Consider the following 17,878-nt stretch of genomic DNA (forward strand, 5'->3'; position numbering starts at 1 on the left):
GACTGACAACAAGCAATGCCGTTATTTCTGTTTCTTGAAACTATAAAAGAACGATACAAGAAACATGATGCAGAGGAGCGCCATCGAGAGATCGTATGTCATGACAGCACCCATGAGCTGGTATGAGGGGATGAGCCATCCCGATACGGCATGGGCAAAGACATCAGCTCCAAGATAACAGATGACAACGAGTATCTGTGCACGCATCGTAACCAACGAATAGTAGAGAATGACGCTCAATGCATTGAACGCACCACCGAGGATGATGACGAGGAGCGCCGAGAGATATGCATCGAGATTCACACCATAGAGCAAGGACAGTATCGGAATGTCTATCAGATAAGCTGTCAGCTCTCCCGCGATAGACACGCCGGCAATAATTGCGACACACTTCAGAAGAAGACGAATAAACTCATTCAACTTGCGAAGCTCGAGCATCTCAGCAAGCGATGTCAGGAGCGGCTTGAAGACAAATCCGACCAGGAGGTTTATGACAAGTGCCGGCATATAGATGATGGCATAGACGGTCTGGTCGGTATTGCTGAGCATCTCCGCTATTCCATAGCGGGGCACATTGATGAGGTCGCTCTGTAGGAAGGATCCGAGGAAGAGCGGAAGGCACGCTGCGAAGAGGAGTCCCAGCGGCTTGAGGGCGAAAGATGGCCGGATACTACCAAAACTCCGTGCCGCTGGGATATTGAGCCAGACAAGAGCGATAAGTGAGAAAAGAGCAGTGATAGTGCAGGTAGCCAGAAGATTTCTCGTGACGATAAGTACCACCGTGAATGTCACAGTCGAAGTTAGAGAACGAAGAAACAGGGCTCTTCCTGCAATATCGAGTCTCCCCTTCTGCTGAAACATGCCGTGGAATACATCCTCCGCCGCATCAAAGAACCTAAGACCTGCAATGGAGAATGCCAGACCAGCTTCGTAAGAGATGCCGTAGGTCCAGAGTGCATAGCAGCAGATTGCAAGAAGCATGGCTAGACATGTGATGTAGCGTGAGCCAAGGTAAGTTCCGAACCTGAACCGTCCCTTGATATCGGTCGCCTGATAGGGCCTCATCTCGAAGGCGCCAAGAATCTGATACTGCTGCCCTACCGCAAAAGCCAGAGAGAAGATGCCGCCAAGCTCGGCGCCAAGCGTGCGCGTCACAACTATGAGAAGCAAGACGCTCGAGAGGGAAGTCATGAGGCTTCCCAGTGTATTCCAGAAATAGTTCTTCTTGAGCTGCTGTGCTTCCGCGCTATTCACCTGCACACCTCTCTCGGACTATTCGGCGCATATCTCTACACCATATAGAGGATGACCTCTTCGGCTTGTGAAACTATAGCAGCTGAAGGCATTCTACAATCGACATTCATACGACCGGAATCTCTAGAATTTTGGTCTCATCGAGAAAAGGTTGTCGTCGTCGGGCGAAAATGTCACCCCCTCGTTGCGCGAAAATGTCACCACCTTCGCCTTGGAATAAGCTCGGTCCATCACGGAACGGAAGGAGCCGGCGATGGACAGGGCGACGAAAGAGAAGGCGCTTTGGCTGCTCGGGCAGAAGGCCGATGGCGCAGGGATCACATATTCGGAGATAGCGCTCGAGACGGGATACAGCAAGCAACAGCTCATCCGGCTCTCGCACAGCCTGGAGGAGTCCGGCGAGGCTGCGGCCCTCGCGCACGGCAATTCCGTATCGAGGCCCCACAATGCGGCGAGGCCGGAGGAGATCGCCTATCTCCGGAAGCTCAAGGAGCCATATCCGAATGTGACGATCGCCCATTTTAAGGACATCTACATCGAGGATGTCCTGGAGAACCCCGAGAAGGCAAACGACGTGGAGCGCTACGGGCTCTGCATGCGGGGGCCCACATGGTTCAGGGAGCTCTTCGCGAAGGAGGGCTGGAGGTCCCCTGCCTTCACAGGGAAGAGGGGAGATGCGGACGGCAGGCAGCATCCCATGAGGGAGCCCCTGCCCCGGATGGGCATGATGGCTCAGGTGGACGCCACACCCTACGACTGGCTCAGCACCGGCGAGAGCTGGTGCCGAGCATCTCGGAGTGGACGATGCGACGACGTCCGTCCTCGGCGGATGGTTCATGGAGACCGAATGCATGCGAGGATGATGATCGAGACCGTGAGCAGGCACGGCATCCTAAGATCTATGTATTCGGACAAGGACTCCGTCTTCAGGGCGCTGAAGGACGGATCCCCGACCCAGTTCGCCTTCATGATGCGCGACCTGGGCATCCGCATGATCTTCGCGAGATCGCCCCAGGCCAAGGAGAGGGTGGAGAGATACAATTCGACAGCCCAGATGCGCCTGCCCACCGACGCCGTGAGGTTCGGGATAGACAGCTACGACAAGCTCAATTCTCGTATCCTCCGCGCGACCCCGTGAGCGACTTCATCCCGCTGCCCGAAGGGACCGACCTGAGCCGCATCTTCCGTACGAGGGAGACGAGGGTGTCCCATGGATGCACGGTCTCGTACGGAGGCGCCCGGTACATGATGGCAGATGCCGACGGAGTGGTGCTCGAGGTGCCGGACGGCACTGTGTTGGATGTCCATGTGGATGCGGTGACGGAAGAGATGTATGTCGAGCGCTCTGGCAGGAGATGGGGATGCAGGCCCATCTCCCCGAGAGAGCCCGCAGACATATCTGAGCTGTAATCTTTTGGTGGACAGGGGGATTCAGGGACTGGCAACAGATATGCTCTGTCCAGATACCCACCTACCAACACCAGCAGATTGAAGAGATGAGATGTCGCTAAGCGCAAGCGAGATAGAGAAGGCAAAGTCCCGCACGAAGCCGGAAACACCCAAACACTACACTGAAGAAGTATTGCCTTGAGGCTGTCGAGTACTACAGGAAGGCACGTGAGGCCAACCCGAAGAAGAGCATCAGAGGATGCGCCGCGAAGCTTGAGGCCAGTGACAAGACCTTAAACGACTGGATCATCAAGCACTCAAAGACCAAAAGGGTGACCCAGGTAAGGACCGACGAGCACAAGCAGCTCGACAGGGCCAACAGGCGCATGCATGAGCTCGAGAGCGAGAATAAGTTCCTAAAAAGAGGCAGCCTTCTTTGCCGGAAGCCTCTGTTGAAGGACAGGTTTTAGCTCATGCTGGCAAAGAGGGCAACCTACAGCGTCTCGATGATGGAGCGCGTACTTGAGGTGAGCAGGGCTCACTTCTACAGATGGCTCAAGGCCAAAGGCGGTGAGGACCCGTGGGGTCCTATCAAGGAAGCCATCCTCTAGATATGGGAGGAAAGCGACAGGCGCTTTAGCTTTTGCAAGGTCTGATCCAAGCTCACAGGAGATCCAAAGTTACGCATAATTTACAGGCACGACCCGCTACCGCGTGCGCAGGTGCATGGCTGAACTGGGCTAGGCGGCATCTGATCCAATGCCTCCAAGAGAACGACGCTGCCCGCACCTGATACCCCCGAGCGCCCCGCCCTCACCCGGTGCGGCTTTTCGTGTCTTGTCCCGACAGCCAAGCTCGTGGGCGATATAACCTATCGCAGGACCACGGCAGGCTTTATATATCTCGCCGTCGCACACGATCTGTGCACACACATGGTGGTGGGCTGAAGCATACAGGACAACATGAGGGCAGGGCTTGTCGTCTTTGCCCTGAAGATGGCATATTCGCGCGGATACGTGGCCGGAGGGGCCATATTCTAAGCAGCCCAGGCAGCCAGTACATAAGCTCAAAGCTGGCCGCCTGCTCAGCCGTACACGACGTGAGGCTCTCCGTGGGGAGAACCGGAAGCTGCCACGACAATGCGCTCGCCGAATCGCTTTTCGCCACGCTCAAGAACGAGTGGTACTACCACAAGCGCCTCTTAGACGCATCCACGACCAAGCACAAGGCACACGAGTTTATCGAGTCATACTACAACCGCTTCCGCCCGCATAAGTCCATAGGAGATCGCGTGCCGGCAGAGGTGATGCAGGAGTTCTTCGAGCGCCTCGAGAGGCCTTGCGTACGATCCAAAGGCGATGCAGACCGCATAGAATCTGAGATTCCTCTGTCCATTATATTGACAGGGCTCAATCGTCGGCACCGGACCGCAGGGGGCTGCAGCATCTCCTGTCGCAGATGTCAGGAGAGAATGCAGCTAGGAGAGGGTGACATTTTCGCCCGACGACGACACTCATCGAGAAAAGGTTTCAATCCCATCTTCAGAATTACAAGAGCATGTACAATAAGCATAAAGTTTTTTTGAAAGATCTAACAGTCTAGATAACAGGTGATAGTGTACCTGCGTTGGGCTGTGAAAACTTGTATCGACCATCATCATATGGCGAACCACTCTTGCAGTTTCAGGCCACCGACCACGGGCTTGGTTGACCTGGAAGAGGTAGACCTACCAGTTGAGGTAGCTTTTGCATGTTGGCTATGGATATGCCTGTGAAGCACCAGATTCACCCGTTATCTAGGCTGTTAGATTGAAAGATTTAGCAGCCAGCCACACCAGACCCAACCCGTCAGAAAGCGTGAATACGGCCGTGAAGTTCGTAGATTATTCCGATCCAGAAGAGCTCAAGCATGTGCAGAGCCTTCTCCTCAAGCTCATCAAGGAGCTCAGGCGGGTATGCGATGAGCTTGGCATACAGTTTTTCGCATATGGCGGAACGGCAATAGGTGCCATCCGCCATTATGGATTCATTCCTTGGGACGACGATGCCGATGTAGGGCTCTTGCGTAGTGACTACGAACTCCTGCTCAGAGAGGGCCCGAAGCTTCTCGGTGACGAATTTGAGCTTGTAAACTACAAGACGAACCCGGACTATCCGGCCAACATCTCCATTTTGGCCCTCAAGGATACACTTATGATTCCAGATACCTTCAAGCACTGCCGTTATCATTATCCCATTCGCATCGATATCTTTGCATTCGACAATCGCGTGATGGACGATGCTCTTTTCCGCAAGCAGTGCCGGAGCTCCTGGGTTTGGGGTAGGCTCACCTTCCTTCGCGGCACTGCTCGCCCATACATCAGCTTCAATGGTCCGAAAGAGAAAGTGGTGCTCGCCTTGTGTGGTCTGGCACATGGATTGCTTGTCCTTTTCCATGTACCACAGAAGTGGATCTGTCAGAAATGGGAAGAGAATGCGACAAAGTACGATGACCAGCCATCAGATATCTTCATAGATTTCACTGATCGCTTCCCAGAGAAATGGGAGATGAGCAGAGATGAACTGCTGCCACTTCATGAAGTTTCATTCGAAGATACGACCATATTCGTACCCGGCAAATATGATGCCGTTTTGACCCGAGGCTATGGCAACTACATGGAGCTGCCGCCCAAAGAGGAGCGGAAAAACCATCACCCTGCTGTTCTTGATTTCGGACGTTACTGAAGAACATATTCTCCGATTTCAAGGCAAGCTAACACATAATCTCAGATGAGGAGGAGCTTCTTATGGGAGCCCCTCTCCGTCTTACGCCAACGCTGCATAGCTCACAGAAGATCGACTACAGGAAGCGGCATAGACATCCTGAATCTACTGGCCATATTTTATATAGGCATCCTGCAGCTTTCCGGCTCACGCTCCATACGTACTGTGAGAGTCTCCCACCACGAAATGATGTTTTGCCATTTCGCCTATGCCATCGTTGTAAATCTTCGCCAACTTGCCAACCTCTCCATTGCAGAGTTTTGCCCTGCCCTCGATCGTAGAATAAACCGAATACTCGGCATTGTATTCAGCAATGAGCCCCGGCGTGGCTGTAGCAATACCAGCGGAATAATCCGCAAGAATCGATTCATGGCTGCTGTCACTACCAGCTGGAATCCACCTGCCATCGCTGCCTACATAGTATCCGTCCGACATCCAGGCATTCGTCAACATCGCTGAGGCTGCATCGAGATAGTAGTCTTCGCACCAGCAGTTTGCATACATCGCCCCGCCACCATCGAAGTAGTACTAGGATCCACCGATATACTGCCATCTTGTCACCATAGCTCCAGGACCGGCGAGGTAGTACCAGGTGCCTTTGAGATTGAGTCAGCCGGTCTGCATGGCACCAAAAGAGGAGAAGAAGTGCCAAGATCCACCCAACAGCTGCCGTCCGGTCTGCACATCGCTCCAGAACCAGCGAGGTAGTACCACGTCCCATCATCATTTAGCCAGCCGGTCTGCATCCATCCCTCGGTATCGAAGCGATACCAGAGGCCAGCAATTTTCTGCCAGCAGCTTGTGGGATATGAGCCGTCCGCATTGCGGTACCACCATCCGCCATTCGAAGCGACCCATCCAACGCTCTGCTGCTGGCCGCTGTTGCCGACAGACCTCTCGCACCTCGCTTCGCAGATATTGCAGACATCCCTGCTTCCATGATTTCCAAATGCAATGCTCGTGACAACGTGGCCGCTCAATGTCGGACAGTCTCTGTAGATGTGATAGGCATACCCGTAGCGGGTGACATATACCGCAGCACTGGCATCGAGCGTGAATGCCCGTGCTTGCGCCGGCATCATGCTGAATGCGAGCGTGACAGCAGCGATTGCTGCGAACATCATCGACAATGATGTGTTCTTCTACATAGCATCTTCCTTTGCACGCAGCTGAACATATGTTTGAAACGCCTCAATCCTATGTTCGTTCTTGCTCCTACATATTGATTCTACAGGCGCTAAGAAAACAGGGCAGGCATCCCCTCTGGATGGATGCCTGCCCTGCAGCATAGATAGACAGATATCTTCGATGCCAATGCATCAACGCGAGGGGGAAAGGATTGCTTTCCAGTCAGGCGTGGCGGAAAGAACCGTACCGCAGATGATCACGATGCAGCAGACAATCTCGAGAGGCCCCGGAATGGCTCCTGTCAAAGCTCCGAATACCACGGCCCAAGCCGAATATGAGATGTTCAGCGCCATGGCCTTTGCAGGACCGATAGCGTCGATCCCCTTGTAATAGAAGAGATAGGAGGTAGTGCCAGCGAGCGCAGAGACAATCAACACCAGGTTGGAGGCTGTGGGAAGCGCCCGGAATACCAGGCCATAGCTACCCGCAAGAGGCACGATGGCAATTGCATACATCAGAGCAGACGAGGTTTCACGTATCTGGAGCGCTGTCTCGTTATCGACAGAGTCATCCTTCATGCCCCATGCCAGTATGACTGCTTCTGAGCCCCAGCCGATGACACAGACAAGGGCTCCCAGGATGCCAAGAAGCGGGTCCCCTGGGACATCGGCAGAAGCAGAGCTCCAGCCCATCACCATGATGCCCAGAAGCGCAACGAACAGGGTAGCAATCTGCTTGGGCGTCATACGCTCCTTCAGAAAGATATAGGAGAGAAATGCTCCGAAAGCCGGATAGAAGGCAGATATCGCTGCGGTATAGCCCGCACCGATATTACCGATGGCCAGAAGATAGCCGCTCATGCCAAGGAGTCCGCCCATAAGTGCACCGAGGACGACAACTTTGCCGCTTCTGGTCTTGAGTGCTGCTGCCGTGTCCCTCAACCTGCCGCGGACACCCATGAAGATGAAAAGCAGAATCGCGCAGGTCGCGTCATGCATGAAGGCACTCGCAACCGTTGCCTCTACTGCGCCGACAAAGGGCACCATGCCCAGAGCAATACCGAGGATGACCGTATCGATGCCCCAGAGAATGCCACTCATAAGTCCATACTTCATGGCTATTCCTCCGATCTGCTTTCTTCCTTCACGCCATACCAGGAAAGGACCTCGTCGATATAGTCGGCAGCATAGCTGTAATAGATGTAGAACCACTCGCCCACATTCTCACCGTCGGCTTCCTTCACGAGCGACCAGACATACCAGCACCAGCCAGCAAGGACCATCTGTCCCCAGAAATGGCGGCGCTCTTCCAGCGCCGGCTTGTGGCCGAGGTAGTAGGAAAGCGCTAGGTCTACCCTCTTGCGGTCGAGCTGGCAGCAGACGCAGAACGTGCCGAAGTCATTTGCCACATCTGACATGCCTGCATACTCCCAATCAATCAGGCTGTAGTGCCCTTCCTGGTCGATCAGGAAGTTGAGGGAGAAGAAATCGTTATGGTTCACGCACTTCGGATAGCCATCCTTCTCCAGAAGATCGTGGAGCCTTTCAGCCTTGCGCCCAAGCTCATCATAGCCAGGAACATCTATTGGCCCACGCTCTTTGAGCTGCGACTCATAGCGCTTGCCTTCTTCGAAGAAGTCGAACTTCCTGTCCAGATGCGCTCCGCTCTCGTGGAGCTTGCGGCACATCTCCATGGCCGTCTTCAGCTGCTCGTCGTCCATAGGGTCGAGACTCTTCGCATTCGGGATGAAGCGGGAGATCTTCCAGCCGACATCGGGATCCTCGTAGATGAAAGTCTCGTCGAGGCCCAGCTTCTGCGCAAGCCTGAGCCCTGCTTCCTCGGAATGCCTGTCCACCAGCTTCTCAGTGCCGACACCGGGATGGCGATAGACGTATTCGCCTTCATCGGTGCTGAAGTGGCAAGAAAGGTTCGTGAGGCCCTGCTTCAGAGGATAGAAATCGCGAATCTCGTTCTTGCTGCAATGTAGGACCGACACGATGTTGTCCAGGATGTTCGAGTCCACGTTCTCCATGAAGGCAGGATCGAAATCCCTGAGCTCGTCTATCGAATCGAATTCGTTGATGACGCCGGCAGGATACTTCCTGATGCGCATGTCGAGCTCTTTGACATGATCGAGGTAGATACTCTCCCAGAGCTTTCCGGCAGTCTCCGGCTTGCTGTATTCCGCCTCGAGGATGGAGACAAATCTCTTCGAGAACTCCCGGTCGAAGTAGACTTGGCCGAGCATGATCCAGGAATCATGTCCGCCGACCGTAACACCTGTGATCCTGCCGCTTGCAGCGGTCTCGATACACCATTCGTCGGTCTCACCCGCCGCATAGATGACGGAATATTCAGCCTTGTAGACATGGTCCCGAAAGACATTCTCAGTGAAGTAGTCATCAGAGGAACAGATATAGGTATTGCCAAGGATAGTGCGCACACGCCAGAGCGTAGCGTTGTTGTTGCGCGTGGCATATTCGGGGTTCACGACAATGCGTACGCCGAACTTCTCCTTGAGATAGAAGAAATATTCCTTCTTGTAGCCAACCACTACCGTGATATCGTCGATGCCTGCTTCCTTGAGCTGGCGTATCTGGCGCTCTATGAGGATCTCTCCCCTGACCTTCAGAAGGCCCTTTGGCTTTTCGTAGGAGATGGGCGCAAAGCGCGAAGAAAGTCCCGCTGCCATGATGACAGCATTGTCCACGCGGTATGGATCGAGCGCAATAAGGCCTCTCGAAGAGATGCTCCCCTCTTCCACGAGCTGCTTCTCGGAGAGCTCGTTGAGTGTCTTGTTGACAGTGCCCAAAGACAGTCCGGTCTTTTCTGCTATCCGCCTCTGGCTCGGCCTGGATGCATCCCTGCTCAACTCATAGAGTACTTCGAATTCCTTTTGCTTTAGCGCCATGGCAGCCCCTCTGTCTGCGTTCGTTTTTAACTGTTTCATCATACTATTGAACGTTCATTTTTTCTTGCTATTTTGAAAATTTGTACAATAAGGGTTGCAGAGCACACCTGCCCAGCAATCCCGGCTCCGTACAATGTTTCTCTTCCCTATGTCTCTACCAGATAAGCGATCCGTTCGAGGAGAAGTAATGGGTCGTACCGTCTATGGTCTGGTACCCCGTGACCATCGCAGCGCCTGCGCTCAGATAGTAGGCCGTGTCATTCATTTCTATCCAGCCGGTGCCATACGCCCTGACGGCGTGAACCAGTACCAGGCGCCATTAATATAACCCCAGCCTGTTGCCATTGCTCCCGAACCGTAGAAGTAATACCGAATATCGCCGATCTCCTGCCAGCCGACCTTCATGATGCCATTGGTTCCGGAGTAACATCTGATTCCACCCACATCGGACCAGCCGGTTGCCATGTGCCCATCGTCTGCAAAGTAATAGTGCGATCCATCGAGCACCTGCCAGCCTGTCTCGAGCTCGCCGTCCGACGAGAAGTAATACTTCTGTCCATCTGCACAGCTCAGCCAGCCGGTATGCTTCACATCCTTTGCATCATAATAGTGAAGCACCCCATCTTCGAGCTTCCAGCCGGTATCCGTGTTCTACTGCGCCGCATACTTCATCCATGCTTCTTTTGTGCCGTAGAACTTATCGACATCCAGCGCTCCATCCCAGCCGGAAAGATAGGTCGTATTCGAGTACTGGAAGAGGGCAGGACCGCTCTTCCAGGAACCATAATCGCTGCTACTCACCCATGGATCTTCCTGATATCCGTCGTGGCGGGACATATCGGCATACTGCGCAACCCAGAGCCCATAGTCGGATGCGATGTTCGAGAAGTCATGCGTCAGCACAGAATTCTTGCTCATGTAGATGATCGGACGCACACCCGTCATCTCATAGACTGCATCGAGCCACTGCTTGCACCAACCTGTGCCTTCTGCCTCGATGTCGCTGGAGGACGTATTCTCCCAGTCCAGGAAGAGCACAGCCTTGCCGAGATAGTCCTTGATGTACTTGACGAAATACTCCGCCTGTTCGAGAGCCGTGCTTCCAGTACGTGCAAAGTGATAGATGCCGAGAAGCTTCCCGGAGGAGAGCACAGCATCTGCCTGTGTCTTGAACTGGGGCGAGAGATACGTCGTACCTTCCGTGGCCTTCACGATAACGAAATCGGCAGAGATATTCGCGACATCGATGCCGCGCTGGTAATTAGAGATGTCTATGCCGTCGAGGACGGTCTTCTCTTCCGTTTCAGTCGAGGCAAGGAGTGCTGCATGGCGAACGGCCGTGGCTGAGTTGGAAGATGCAGCAATTTCAGAAGAACTCTGCGCAGAAACATCCATCGCTTCCTCTTCAGTAGCAGCAGAGTGAGAAGATTCAGCGATCCTGTCCTTCTTCTCCATCTCTTCTGCTGCCTGCTGGTCTGAGCCGAACGTGGCCGTGGAAGCAGCAGAAGACTTGGATGTGGAGATTGCAGAAGCGGGAGCTTTGTCGCCGCCCATCTCATTCTCGGAAGAGGCTGTTGAATCCTTGGTCGTTTCAGCTGTGGTAGAGGCAGTGCTCTTCGTCTCTTCCTGCACCGTCCCGCTGGCAGAGGTGGATTCTACGCCGACACTATCGGATTCTGCCGATGCCGCTTCTGTGGTGGTCTGACTGCTAGAGACGGCAGGTTCGGCAGCCAGAGCCGGGCACACAAAGGCAAGGGTCGAGGCCACGACAGCAGCAACGCTTATGCGGAGCATGAGCTCACGTTTGGGCGAGTAGGTCATATGCTCGGGAATGTAGTGCATCACAATGTCCAATCAGATATTGACAATCATAGGCAATGCCTCCATGCTAGCAGGCAGATATGCCCATTCAGTCCCATACCATGGGATATACAGCAAGGCTCACTGCCTAGCTGTGCGGAGTTCAGGGTCCACCTCACTCTTCTGCCGGCTGGAAGACAAGGCAGACGGGACACTCGATAGCAGCATTCTGCTCGATCAGGCGGGCAGCGGCGGCAAGCGCTGCCGTATGCCCGTCATGACTGCATTTGTGCGCGACACCAGGCACCACGGAGCCATAGGGAAGCTCAATCGTCTCGTCTATCGGCAAGGCATCCATATCGGCATGGAATGCGATAGGCGCTGCAACTTCCGCCCCTTCAGGACAGAAGCGCGCCGAGAGCCAGCTGCCGTAGTCAGCGAGTGCTGCAGAGGTATGGAAAGAGAGGGAGGACCTGATCCGCTCCTTCGTCGTCATCTCTCTGCCCGAGAGCTCGGTATGGGCATGAAGCACGTGGCAGAGAGAGACGATCTCGTCCCAGAATGCGCTGTCCATGGCTGCCCCTTCCCTCCTGCTGTCTCTGAATCTGGAGCGCTCCAGGCATGCCGAACCATGTTGTCGCTATCCCGAAATGGAGGGCTCTGTCCTATGGTGGGGTGACCGAAGATCTGGAGGAGGAAGGGGCAGCCATGGCAGAGATCAGGTGCGCCACGGCAGGAGAAGGCCGCTTTGCGCTCGAGGCATTCGCTGCCCCCATACCCCGCGGCATCGCAGCCGTAACCTGGGTCAATATTTCGGGTGGCAGATTGTCAAGCTGAGTGCACCATCTCCCTAAAGACCTCGTTGGCTGTCCTGTAGCCTGATACCTTCCTTGGCCTGTCGCAGATCAGCTCTACCGCATGCTGCACCTCCTCGTCCGTGACCTTGCCGAAGTCTGTCCCCTTCGGCAAGAACTCGCAGATGAGACCGTCAGTGTTCTTAACCGTCGGTTTCTGCCATAGGTGGTGCAGCTCGCAGAAGTAGAACTGCACGCCTCAAAGGGCCTTTGTGAGCTTAGCCATGCCTTGCGAACTGCTTGCCCCGCTCGGGGGTGATTGTCTTAAGGGAGCGGTCCAGAAAAAGCTCAAGCTTCAAGACATCGGCGCTGTCGTGGTGGCATCTTCTCGCAACGAGGAGCCTGGACGCTCTGTTGGCAAGCACAAACAGGCATACAGGCCCTACTTCTATAAGCGTGTCGTCTGCCCAGTCACCGAGGAGCGAGCCTACATCTGCCTGCTTGGGCCTATCCTTTACGCTGTGTGAGATCTCGACCTTGCCTTGGGTCTTAGGCCTCTTGCTGCAGACCCTCTTTTCCTTCCTGCGCAGATGGTGGCACACCTGGCAACTCGAGAGTGGCGGTATGGGCCTGACTGCAGAATAGTCGAGAAGCTCAACGACGCACCTGCCGCCACCCTCGAGCCTGAGATGTCGCCTATCTGCTTGGGGGGCCAGCTCTCGTCTTACGATGAGCGAGCGCAGGGTCTGAGTGCCTCCTTTTCGGCCTTTCCCTGCCGTGGGCGGGCAGCTGCCCTCCTTTTGGGCCACGCAGCCGCTAAAGCGTTTGTGCCGCTCGTTTTTCGCGATCTTGTGGCAGACGCTGGATCTGTCCCTGCCGATCTTGCGCGCGATGAATCCGATGAAGCTTCCCTTCTGCCACACAGCTCGGCTATGCAGTTCCTCTCCTGTGGGCTTGAGATGCTTGTAGTGGTGTATTCCTTCTAGCTTTCGACGTTGATCGAGACAACCAATATCGTAGCCTTCCGAAGTGCGCCACGTCTCTGTGGAGCGGGGCTATCCTGTTGCACTCAGAATGCTAATCCGCCGACACAAACTTCTTAACCTACGTTATCATGAATGACAGAGATAGAAGAATGGAGGTATGTGCAATGGACACAGACAGCAAGGATCTGCTCGATATGCTCACGCTCACCTATCTGGCTCTGACATCGAAGACAGAGGGCAAAGGTAGCAAGGCAAAGCAGGTTACGACAGATAGGCTTGCCGACGAGGCACTCGCCGATCTTGCCCACAACGGCTATATCCATGTGTCCAAGGGTCCTGGCGAGCGCATGGAGCTCACGCCGGCAGGAGCAACCACAGGAGCGTTCATGAAGGAGCTCTTCAGCGCTTTCCAGCAGGACATCTATGCGACAGTAGCTGCAGACTCGGAAAAGCAGCAGAAACCCCAGAACTCTGCCTTCAAGTTCCACATCGAGCTCGACCTCGGGCATGACCTGACGTGCTGGCGCGACATCGCCGTGCCGCAACACATCACGTTCGGCCAGTTCCATGAAATCATACAGTCTGCTTTCCTCTGGGAGGACTCCCATCTCTTCGAATTTCGGCTCACGACCCACGGCAAGAAGATCGTGATCGAGGAAGATGCCGACGAGCCAGGAGAGGCCTTCACGACCTTAAAGAACGATACGGTCGATGCAGAAGCTATAATGATAGACGAAATATTCCCACGGACGAAGAATGCTGTCTACGAATACGACTTCGGCGACTCCTGGATGCACTCTATCCATCTGGAAGAGACGATCCGTTCCTATCCCGGCACGCTTCCCCGCTGCACGGCAGGGGAAGGAGCAGCTCCTCCCGAGGATGTCGGCGGCGTCTTCGGCTTCAGGGAATTCCTGTCAGCGCTCTCCGATGCCACGAACCCCGACCACGATGATGCCGTGGAATGGGCCGACACCGAAAACTATGGTCCCTTCGACCTCGACGAAGTCAACGACCGCATGCAGCGCTGGTTCAACACCGGAGGAAGAGACGACGCAGATGGAGAGGATAGCTTGGAAGCAGACAATACAGGAGAAACCGATGTCCTGACCTTCCCACAGAAGTAGAGACCCGTTTCCTCTCTGCAGATATGCATGCATATGGGCGGTCTGCATCGACCATAATCGATGCAGACCGCTCTTTCAATCGACTATGGTCGATTGCCTGTCAGCAGCCTCTCAATGCCAGGCGACCGAAGAAGGCTCTCTGATTAGACTCTCTTTCTGAAGAGCCTCTCAAGCCCTTCCTTATTGAGCATGAGATGCACGACAGCACAGATGGGAAAAAGGACTTCCAAGCACATATGCACGATGCCTGCTACCGTGCCTGTCACCTCATCGAAACTCATGCCTTGCGCCATGCGCATCTTCATGAGGAAGGCGCCGCTCACAAGTGCTGTGATCAGAAAGACTGCCATCGCAAACCCCGTGCAACAGTCGAGCCTCGTATACAAATCCACGCATCTGTTTGCAAGGTTTTGTGTCATGCCGGCAATCTTCTTATGAGCTCGCATCGCATGCACCATGACCGCAACAATCAGCAGCATGCCCAGGAGTGCATGTACATAAGGGTCTGCGTGTCCCATCAGGTAGGTGCAGAGAAGGAACATGGCATAGATGATATCGGTTGTAAGTCGTACCTTAGGCGTGAGCTTCTTCATGGCTTCCTTCTTCCTCTCTATTAGACAGAAGAATGTTAGCCTATTGATACTTCTTGCAATAGGTCATATTCGGCCGCTTGTAGACTCAACCAGTCCGATTGGATAGAGCGGCGATTCTTCGAACTTCAGGACAAGGACAGCCAGTACCGTACGTTCAATGCCCGTGTCGTCGCGATGGCAAACCCTGCAACGATGCTCGGCGTCCGCGTGTCACACCTCCGCCGTCTTGTGAAGGAGATCTTGCGCTCGGGCGGCAAAGGCGATTTCCTTTCGGAGCTTCCCCACTGCTATTAAGAGGAATACCTCCTCCATACCTTCGTACTGAACGAGGAGAAAGATCCCAATCGCACGATAGACAAGCTCGAACGTCTCCTTCCCTTCGTCGACAGCTGGGCCGTCTCAGACTCCCCTGCGCCGAAGTCGTTCAGAAAGCTTTCCCCTGAGCGCCTCAAGGAGCTGAGCAGGAAGTACATGGCATCATGGCATGAATACACGAAACGCTTCGGCATCTTCCTTCTCATGCACTATCCCCTGCCTGACCATTTCAGGCCCGGGCATCTCGTGTGGACAAAGGATGCAGACGACGGACGCTACTATGTCGAGATGATGGTCGGCTGGTATGTGGCAGAGGCTCTTGTCACGCAGGAGCAGACTGCCCTGCCCTTCACCGAAAAGAAAGAGCTTCCCCAGAAGACGAAGCGCATAGCAATACAGAAGGCACTCGACAGCAGGCGGATCTCTGCCGCCATGAAGAAGCATCTGCGACACATCCGCACCGAGCTCTGATTTTCGACAAGAAAATGCTCCGGTGTGCAAGGAAACAAAAGCACCGGAGTATATAGGATTCCCAAGATGTGATGTGGATCTAAGAGTCCTTTGGGGGACTTGTTGGGGGAGCATCTCACGCCGACATCAGTTATACCCAATACCACATTATCCCTGTTCAAAGGCTACATCAGGCAGTGTCTTCTCCACAGCTCGAACACGTTACTTCCGTCACACATGTGCGCGGGGTGTGGAGATATTCAGTCCCTTAACCAGGACCGCTCTCAAAATGTGCGCGTGAAGGCCAGTCGTTCGTCTCCCGAATGCGCAAGATGGATGATGCCACAATAGACAAAGCCGCAGCTCTTGATGAGACGTCACATCGGCATATTGTCCCTGTGGGTGTCGACCCGAATGGCTACATCCTCGCTCTGTGCCCTCTCGAGTGCCCAGCGCATCATGGCAGAGCTGAGGCCTCTTCCCTGCTCGGCTGTCGTGAAGCGGTGCACGACGTCGTATCTTCCATCGTCGTGCCATACGCCCTCGCGGATCTTTGCATAGTCAGGCTCGGAGCCAGCGAGGAAGGCGAAGGCACCCTGCGACACATCTAGCTCATCAGTCCAGACCATAAGGTGCTGTCCTGCGATATCGCGCGCTATCTACTCTTCAGGCGGAAAGCCCGGCTCCCACTGATACGGGTTTCCTGCCTTCACCATGAACTGCTGCGCCACACGGTAGATCTCCATCGCACGCGGCAGATCTGCCATCGTGGCTGGACGCACAGAACCCATAGGTCATCCCCTGAAACAAAAGCTTTCTCGTCTTTAGCGCGCCATAGCGTCCGCGAAGGCCTTGACTTCCTTCAGGCGTTCAGACGTCGGCTTGTTCTTCGCATAGAACGTCTTCTCTGCAACCACGACGCCGCGTGCCTCGAGCTCCTTCTTCATAAGGTCGAAGGAGTGCTTCGAGAGCCAGGTCGTGGAGAAGAGAACTGCACGTCCCACCGTATCGCCGTCAAGCGTTTGGATGAAGGAGACAAGCTTCTTGTCAAGGCCATAGACGTAGAGGGCACCTCCTATGAAGAGGACATCGGTGCGTCCTGTGAGCTTCGCATCAGGGCTGTCAACAGACACTGCCGGCACACCGAGCTCGTCTGCGATGGCTTCTGCGAGAAGACGGGTATTGCCGGAACGGGAATAGTAGCGGACTGCGCACTTCATGAGATCCTCCTTGCACTGTGACTGCTATATGTTGTGTACATATATTAACTCTCTGTTAGACCACGATTGATCTGAGAAGGGCCCAATGTTGTCCGGGCCTTTGCCTACAATGCATGTCGCCAAACAAAGACATCGAGAAACGGAAGGGCCGGACTCAATGATACTGCAGCGGATCGAGAAGATAGGCATCGCTAAGAAGATAGCAGGATCCGCGCTTGCAGGTGAGCCCAAAAGATATCCGAGGTATAGATCTGCAGACCTCTTCTGTAAGGGGCACTCTGCACAAGGCCATTACAGATGGAAGTGTTGCTCCTGCGACAGGACCTTCTCGGCGAAGATGGGATCGGTCACAGCGATATCGAAGCTTTTCACCACCGCAGGGGCAAAGTATGCAAAAGACACGCTTGCAGGCATGTCGCTTAAACCAGCTTACGAAGAGCTGCCATGCGAGCCTTAAGGACCTTATGGGTTCCATGCGCATGAGGCTCTTTGAGGTAGTGGGATCTGCCCTGAAGTCTCCCAGGCACAGTCTGCTGTCAGGCAGACGGGCTTGCCCTCGACGAGTTGCTTGCGGGCAGCAGGGCAAGGTTGGCTGTACAGATGCGCGATGGCACACAGACCACGGTTATACTGTGCACTCAAGCGATATATCAAGTCTCAAGGTCTGCGCAGAGTGCAAAGCGAGCCGGGGGAGCGAATATGCAACACTTCGCGGGAGGCCTACCGAGTCGAAGCTAAAGGTTGCCCTTTCAGGCATCGCCGACAGCTCTTGGGTCGTAGCCGACAACCATGCAGGGTATGCGCGCATCCTTTCCTTACTCGGCGTTGTTGAGTACACACCAAGCGTGGTAAAGAAGTCCAAGGACAGCGAGAAGCGGCCTTGTCAATGCGATGCAGTAAAGGCTCAGGGAAGTTCTTGCTTTTCTTCTACAGGGTGGCGACAAAGTGGCTCGGCCACTGTCGCTCGTGCTTCCTGTGGACAAAGCAGGCGAGGCATTCGAAGCAGGACAGCAAGGCGATGCTCTCAGGACAGCTGGCAGAAGGCAGCTATGTGCACACGAGGCGCACTTGTCGACATGCCTCAGCCTCTCAGGGACTGCTGGAAGGCAAGGACCGAGGCCAATGGTGGTCTATATTAACCCGGCCAAC

Annotated in this window: 23 protein-coding genes and 2 pseudogenes; 8 read left to right on the forward strand and 17 right to left on the reverse strand. The window is 54.6% G+C overall.

Going from position 1 to position 17,878, the window contains the following annotated elements:
* Positions 1-21: 21 nt before the first annotated feature.
* Positions 22-1,254: a lipopolysaccharide biosynthesis protein gene (locus J4859_RS12405; protein WP_212330194.1), complete on the reverse strand. Its 1,233-nt coding sequence runs from the start codon at positions 1,252-1,254 to the stop codon at positions 22-24.
* 253 nt (positions 1,255-1,507) lie between these two features.
* Between J4859_RS12405 and J4859_RS12410 the strand changes: the two genes are divergently transcribed.
* The 5 genes from J4859_RS12410 to J4859_RS12430 all read left to right on the forward strand — a co-directional run bounded on the left by J4859_RS12410 (position 1,508) and on the right by J4859_RS12430 (position 5,366).
* Positions 1,508-2,392, forward strand: coding sequence for a hypothetical protein (locus J4859_RS12410; RefSeq protein ID WP_212330195.1), 885 nt, complete (start codon positions 1,508-1,510; stop codon positions 2,390-2,392).
* Positions 2,389-2,664, forward strand: a complete 276-nt coding sequence (locus tag J4859_RS12415; protein WP_212330196.1) for a hypothetical protein — start codon at positions 2,389-2,391, stop codon at positions 2,662-2,664. Before J4859_RS12410 ends, J4859_RS12415 begins: the two co-directional genes overlap by 4 nt.
* A 452-nt stretch (positions 2,665-3,116) precedes the next feature.
* A complete protein-coding gene (locus J4859_RS12420) occupies positions 3,117-3,254 on the forward strand; it encodes a hypothetical protein (RefSeq protein ID WP_212330197.1) in 138 nt (45 codons plus the stop codon).
* A gap of 488 nt (positions 3,255-3,742) precedes the next feature.
* Positions 3,743-4,228, forward strand: a complete 486-nt coding sequence (locus tag J4859_RS12425; protein ID WP_212330198.1) for an integrase core domain-containing protein — start codon at positions 3,743-3,745, stop codon at positions 4,226-4,228.
* 223 nt (positions 4,229-4,451) lie between these two features.
* The gene (locus J4859_RS12430; protein ID WP_212330199.1) at positions 4,452-5,366 is read left to right on the forward strand and encodes a phosphorylcholine transferase LicD; all 915 of its coding nucleotides are present in this window, start codon (positions 4,452-4,454) and stop codon (positions 5,364-5,366) included.
* A gap of 186 nt (positions 5,367-5,552) precedes the next feature.
* Here J4859_RS12430 and J4859_RS12435 read toward each other — a convergent pair whose 3' ends face one another.
* From J4859_RS12435 to J4859_RS12470, 9 genes and pseudogenes are all read right to left on the reverse strand, one after another.
* Positions 5,553-5,909, reverse strand: coding sequence for a hypothetical protein (locus tag J4859_RS12435; RefSeq protein ID WP_212330201.1), 357 nt, complete (start codon positions 5,907-5,909; stop codon positions 5,553-5,555).
* 24 nt (positions 5,910-5,933) lie between these two features.
* Positions 5,934-5,990 (reverse strand): annotated as a pseudogene (locus tag J4859_RS17900) (hypothetical protein); the annotation flags it as partial.
* Positions 5,991-6,088: 98 nt separating this feature from the next.
* Positions 6,089-6,529: pseudogene (locus tag J4859_RS12440) on the reverse strand (hypothetical protein); the annotation flags it as partial.
* 195 nt (positions 6,530-6,724) lie between these two features.
* Complete coding sequence (locus J4859_RS12445; protein WP_212330205.1) at positions 6,725-7,648, reverse strand: DMT family transporter; 924 nt, start codon at positions 7,646-7,648, stop codon at positions 6,725-6,727.
* Positions 7,649-7,650: 2 nt separating this feature from the next.
* On the reverse strand, positions 7,651-9,444 hold the full coding sequence (locus J4859_RS12450; RefSeq protein ID WP_212330207.1) for a phosphotransferase: 1,794 nt from the start codon (positions 9,442-9,444) through the stop codon (positions 7,651-7,653).
* A gap of 154 nt (positions 9,445-9,598) precedes the next feature.
* A complete protein-coding gene (locus J4859_RS17905) occupies positions 9,599-9,709 on the reverse strand; it encodes a hypothetical protein (protein ID WP_212330209.1) in 111 nt (36 codons plus the stop codon).
* A gap of 2 nt (positions 9,710-9,711) precedes the next feature.
* Positions 9,712-10,062 carry a hypothetical protein gene (locus J4859_RS12460; protein ID WP_212330211.1) on the reverse strand — a complete coding sequence of 117 codons (351 nt, stop codon included), beginning with the start codon at positions 10,060-10,062 and terminating at the stop codon, positions 9,712-9,714.
* A 33-nt stretch (positions 10,063-10,095) separates the two neighbouring features.
* Positions 10,096-11,289, reverse strand: coding sequence for a GH25 family lysozyme (locus J4859_RS12465; protein ID WP_249113826.1), 1,194 nt, complete (start codon positions 11,287-11,289; stop codon positions 10,096-10,098).
* 130 nt (positions 11,290-11,419) lie between these two features.
* Positions 11,420-11,818: a M20/M25/M40 family metallo-hydrolase gene (locus J4859_RS12470; RefSeq protein ID WP_212330215.1), complete on the reverse strand. Its 399-nt coding sequence runs from the start codon at positions 11,816-11,818 to the stop codon at positions 11,420-11,422.
* Positions 11,819-11,865: 47 nt separating this feature from the next.
* On the opposite strand from J4859_RS12470, the gene J4859_RS12475 reads away from it, so the two are divergent.
* Positions 11,866-12,081: a hypothetical protein gene (locus J4859_RS12475; protein WP_212330217.1), complete on the forward strand. Its 216-nt coding sequence runs from the start codon at positions 11,866-11,868 to the stop codon at positions 12,079-12,081.
* Here the strand turns inward: J4859_RS12475 and J4859_RS12480 are convergent.
* Positions 12,073-12,294, reverse strand: a complete 222-nt coding sequence (locus J4859_RS12480) for an IS30 family transposase (RefSeq protein WP_212330219.1) — start codon at positions 12,292-12,294, stop codon at positions 12,073-12,075. The genes J4859_RS12475 and J4859_RS12480 overlap by 9 nt on opposite strands.
* Positions 12,295-12,316: 22 nt before the next feature.
* Positions 12,317-12,961 carry a hypothetical protein gene (locus J4859_RS12485; protein ID WP_212330220.1) on the reverse strand — a complete coding sequence of 215 codons (645 nt, stop codon included), beginning with the start codon at positions 12,959-12,961 and terminating at the stop codon, positions 12,317-12,319.
* Between the two features lie 227 nt (positions 12,962-13,188).
* Between J4859_RS12485 and J4859_RS12490 the strand changes: the two genes are divergently transcribed.
* Positions 13,189-14,151: a plasmid pRiA4b ORF-3 family protein gene (locus J4859_RS12490; protein WP_212330221.1), complete on the forward strand. Its 963-nt coding sequence runs from the start codon at positions 13,189-13,191 to the stop codon at positions 14,149-14,151.
* A gap of 143 nt (positions 14,152-14,294) precedes the next feature.
* Here the strand turns inward: J4859_RS12490 and J4859_RS12495 are convergent, their stop codons facing one another.
* Positions 14,295-14,744, reverse strand: coding sequence for a hypothetical protein (locus J4859_RS12495; RefSeq protein WP_212330222.1), 450 nt, complete (start codon positions 14,742-14,744; stop codon positions 14,295-14,297).
* 321 nt (positions 14,745-15,065) lie between these two features.
* Between J4859_RS12495 and J4859_RS12500 the strand changes: the two genes are divergently transcribed.
* On the forward strand, positions 15,066-15,530 hold the full coding sequence (locus J4859_RS12500; RefSeq protein WP_212335327.1) for a DNA alkylation repair protein: 465 nt from the start codon (positions 15,066-15,068) through the stop codon (positions 15,528-15,530).
* A gap of 356 nt (positions 15,531-15,886) precedes the next feature.
* Here the strand turns inward: J4859_RS12500 and J4859_RS12505 are convergent, their stop codons facing one another.
* From J4859_RS12505 to J4859_RS17110, 4 genes are all read right to left on the reverse strand, one after another.
* On the reverse strand, positions 15,887-16,138 hold the full coding sequence (locus tag J4859_RS12505) for a hypothetical protein (protein ID WP_212330223.1): 252 nt from the start codon (positions 16,136-16,138) through the stop codon (positions 15,887-15,889).
* A gap of 30 nt (positions 16,139-16,168) precedes the next feature.
* Positions 16,169-16,300, reverse strand: coding sequence for a hypothetical protein (locus J4859_RS17105; protein WP_256436745.1), 132 nt, complete (start codon positions 16,298-16,300; stop codon positions 16,169-16,171).
* A 33-nt stretch (positions 16,301-16,333) separates the two neighbouring features.
* Positions 16,334-16,729: a flavodoxin domain-containing protein gene (locus tag J4859_RS12510; RefSeq protein ID WP_212330224.1), complete on the reverse strand. Its 396-nt coding sequence runs from the start codon at positions 16,727-16,729 to the stop codon at positions 16,334-16,336.
* 291 nt (positions 16,730-17,020) lie between these two features.
* Positions 17,021-17,143, reverse strand: a complete 123-nt coding sequence (locus tag J4859_RS17110; protein ID WP_256436746.1) for a hypothetical protein — start codon at positions 17,141-17,143, stop codon at positions 17,021-17,023.
* Positions 17,144-17,878 lie beyond the last annotated feature (735 nt).

Origin of the sequence: Atopobium sp. oral taxon 416 (assembly GCF_018128285.1) — a bacterium.
In the GTDB taxonomy this organism is placed as follows: domain Bacteria; phylum Actinomycetota; class Coriobacteriia; order Coriobacteriales; family Atopobiaceae; genus Olsenella_L.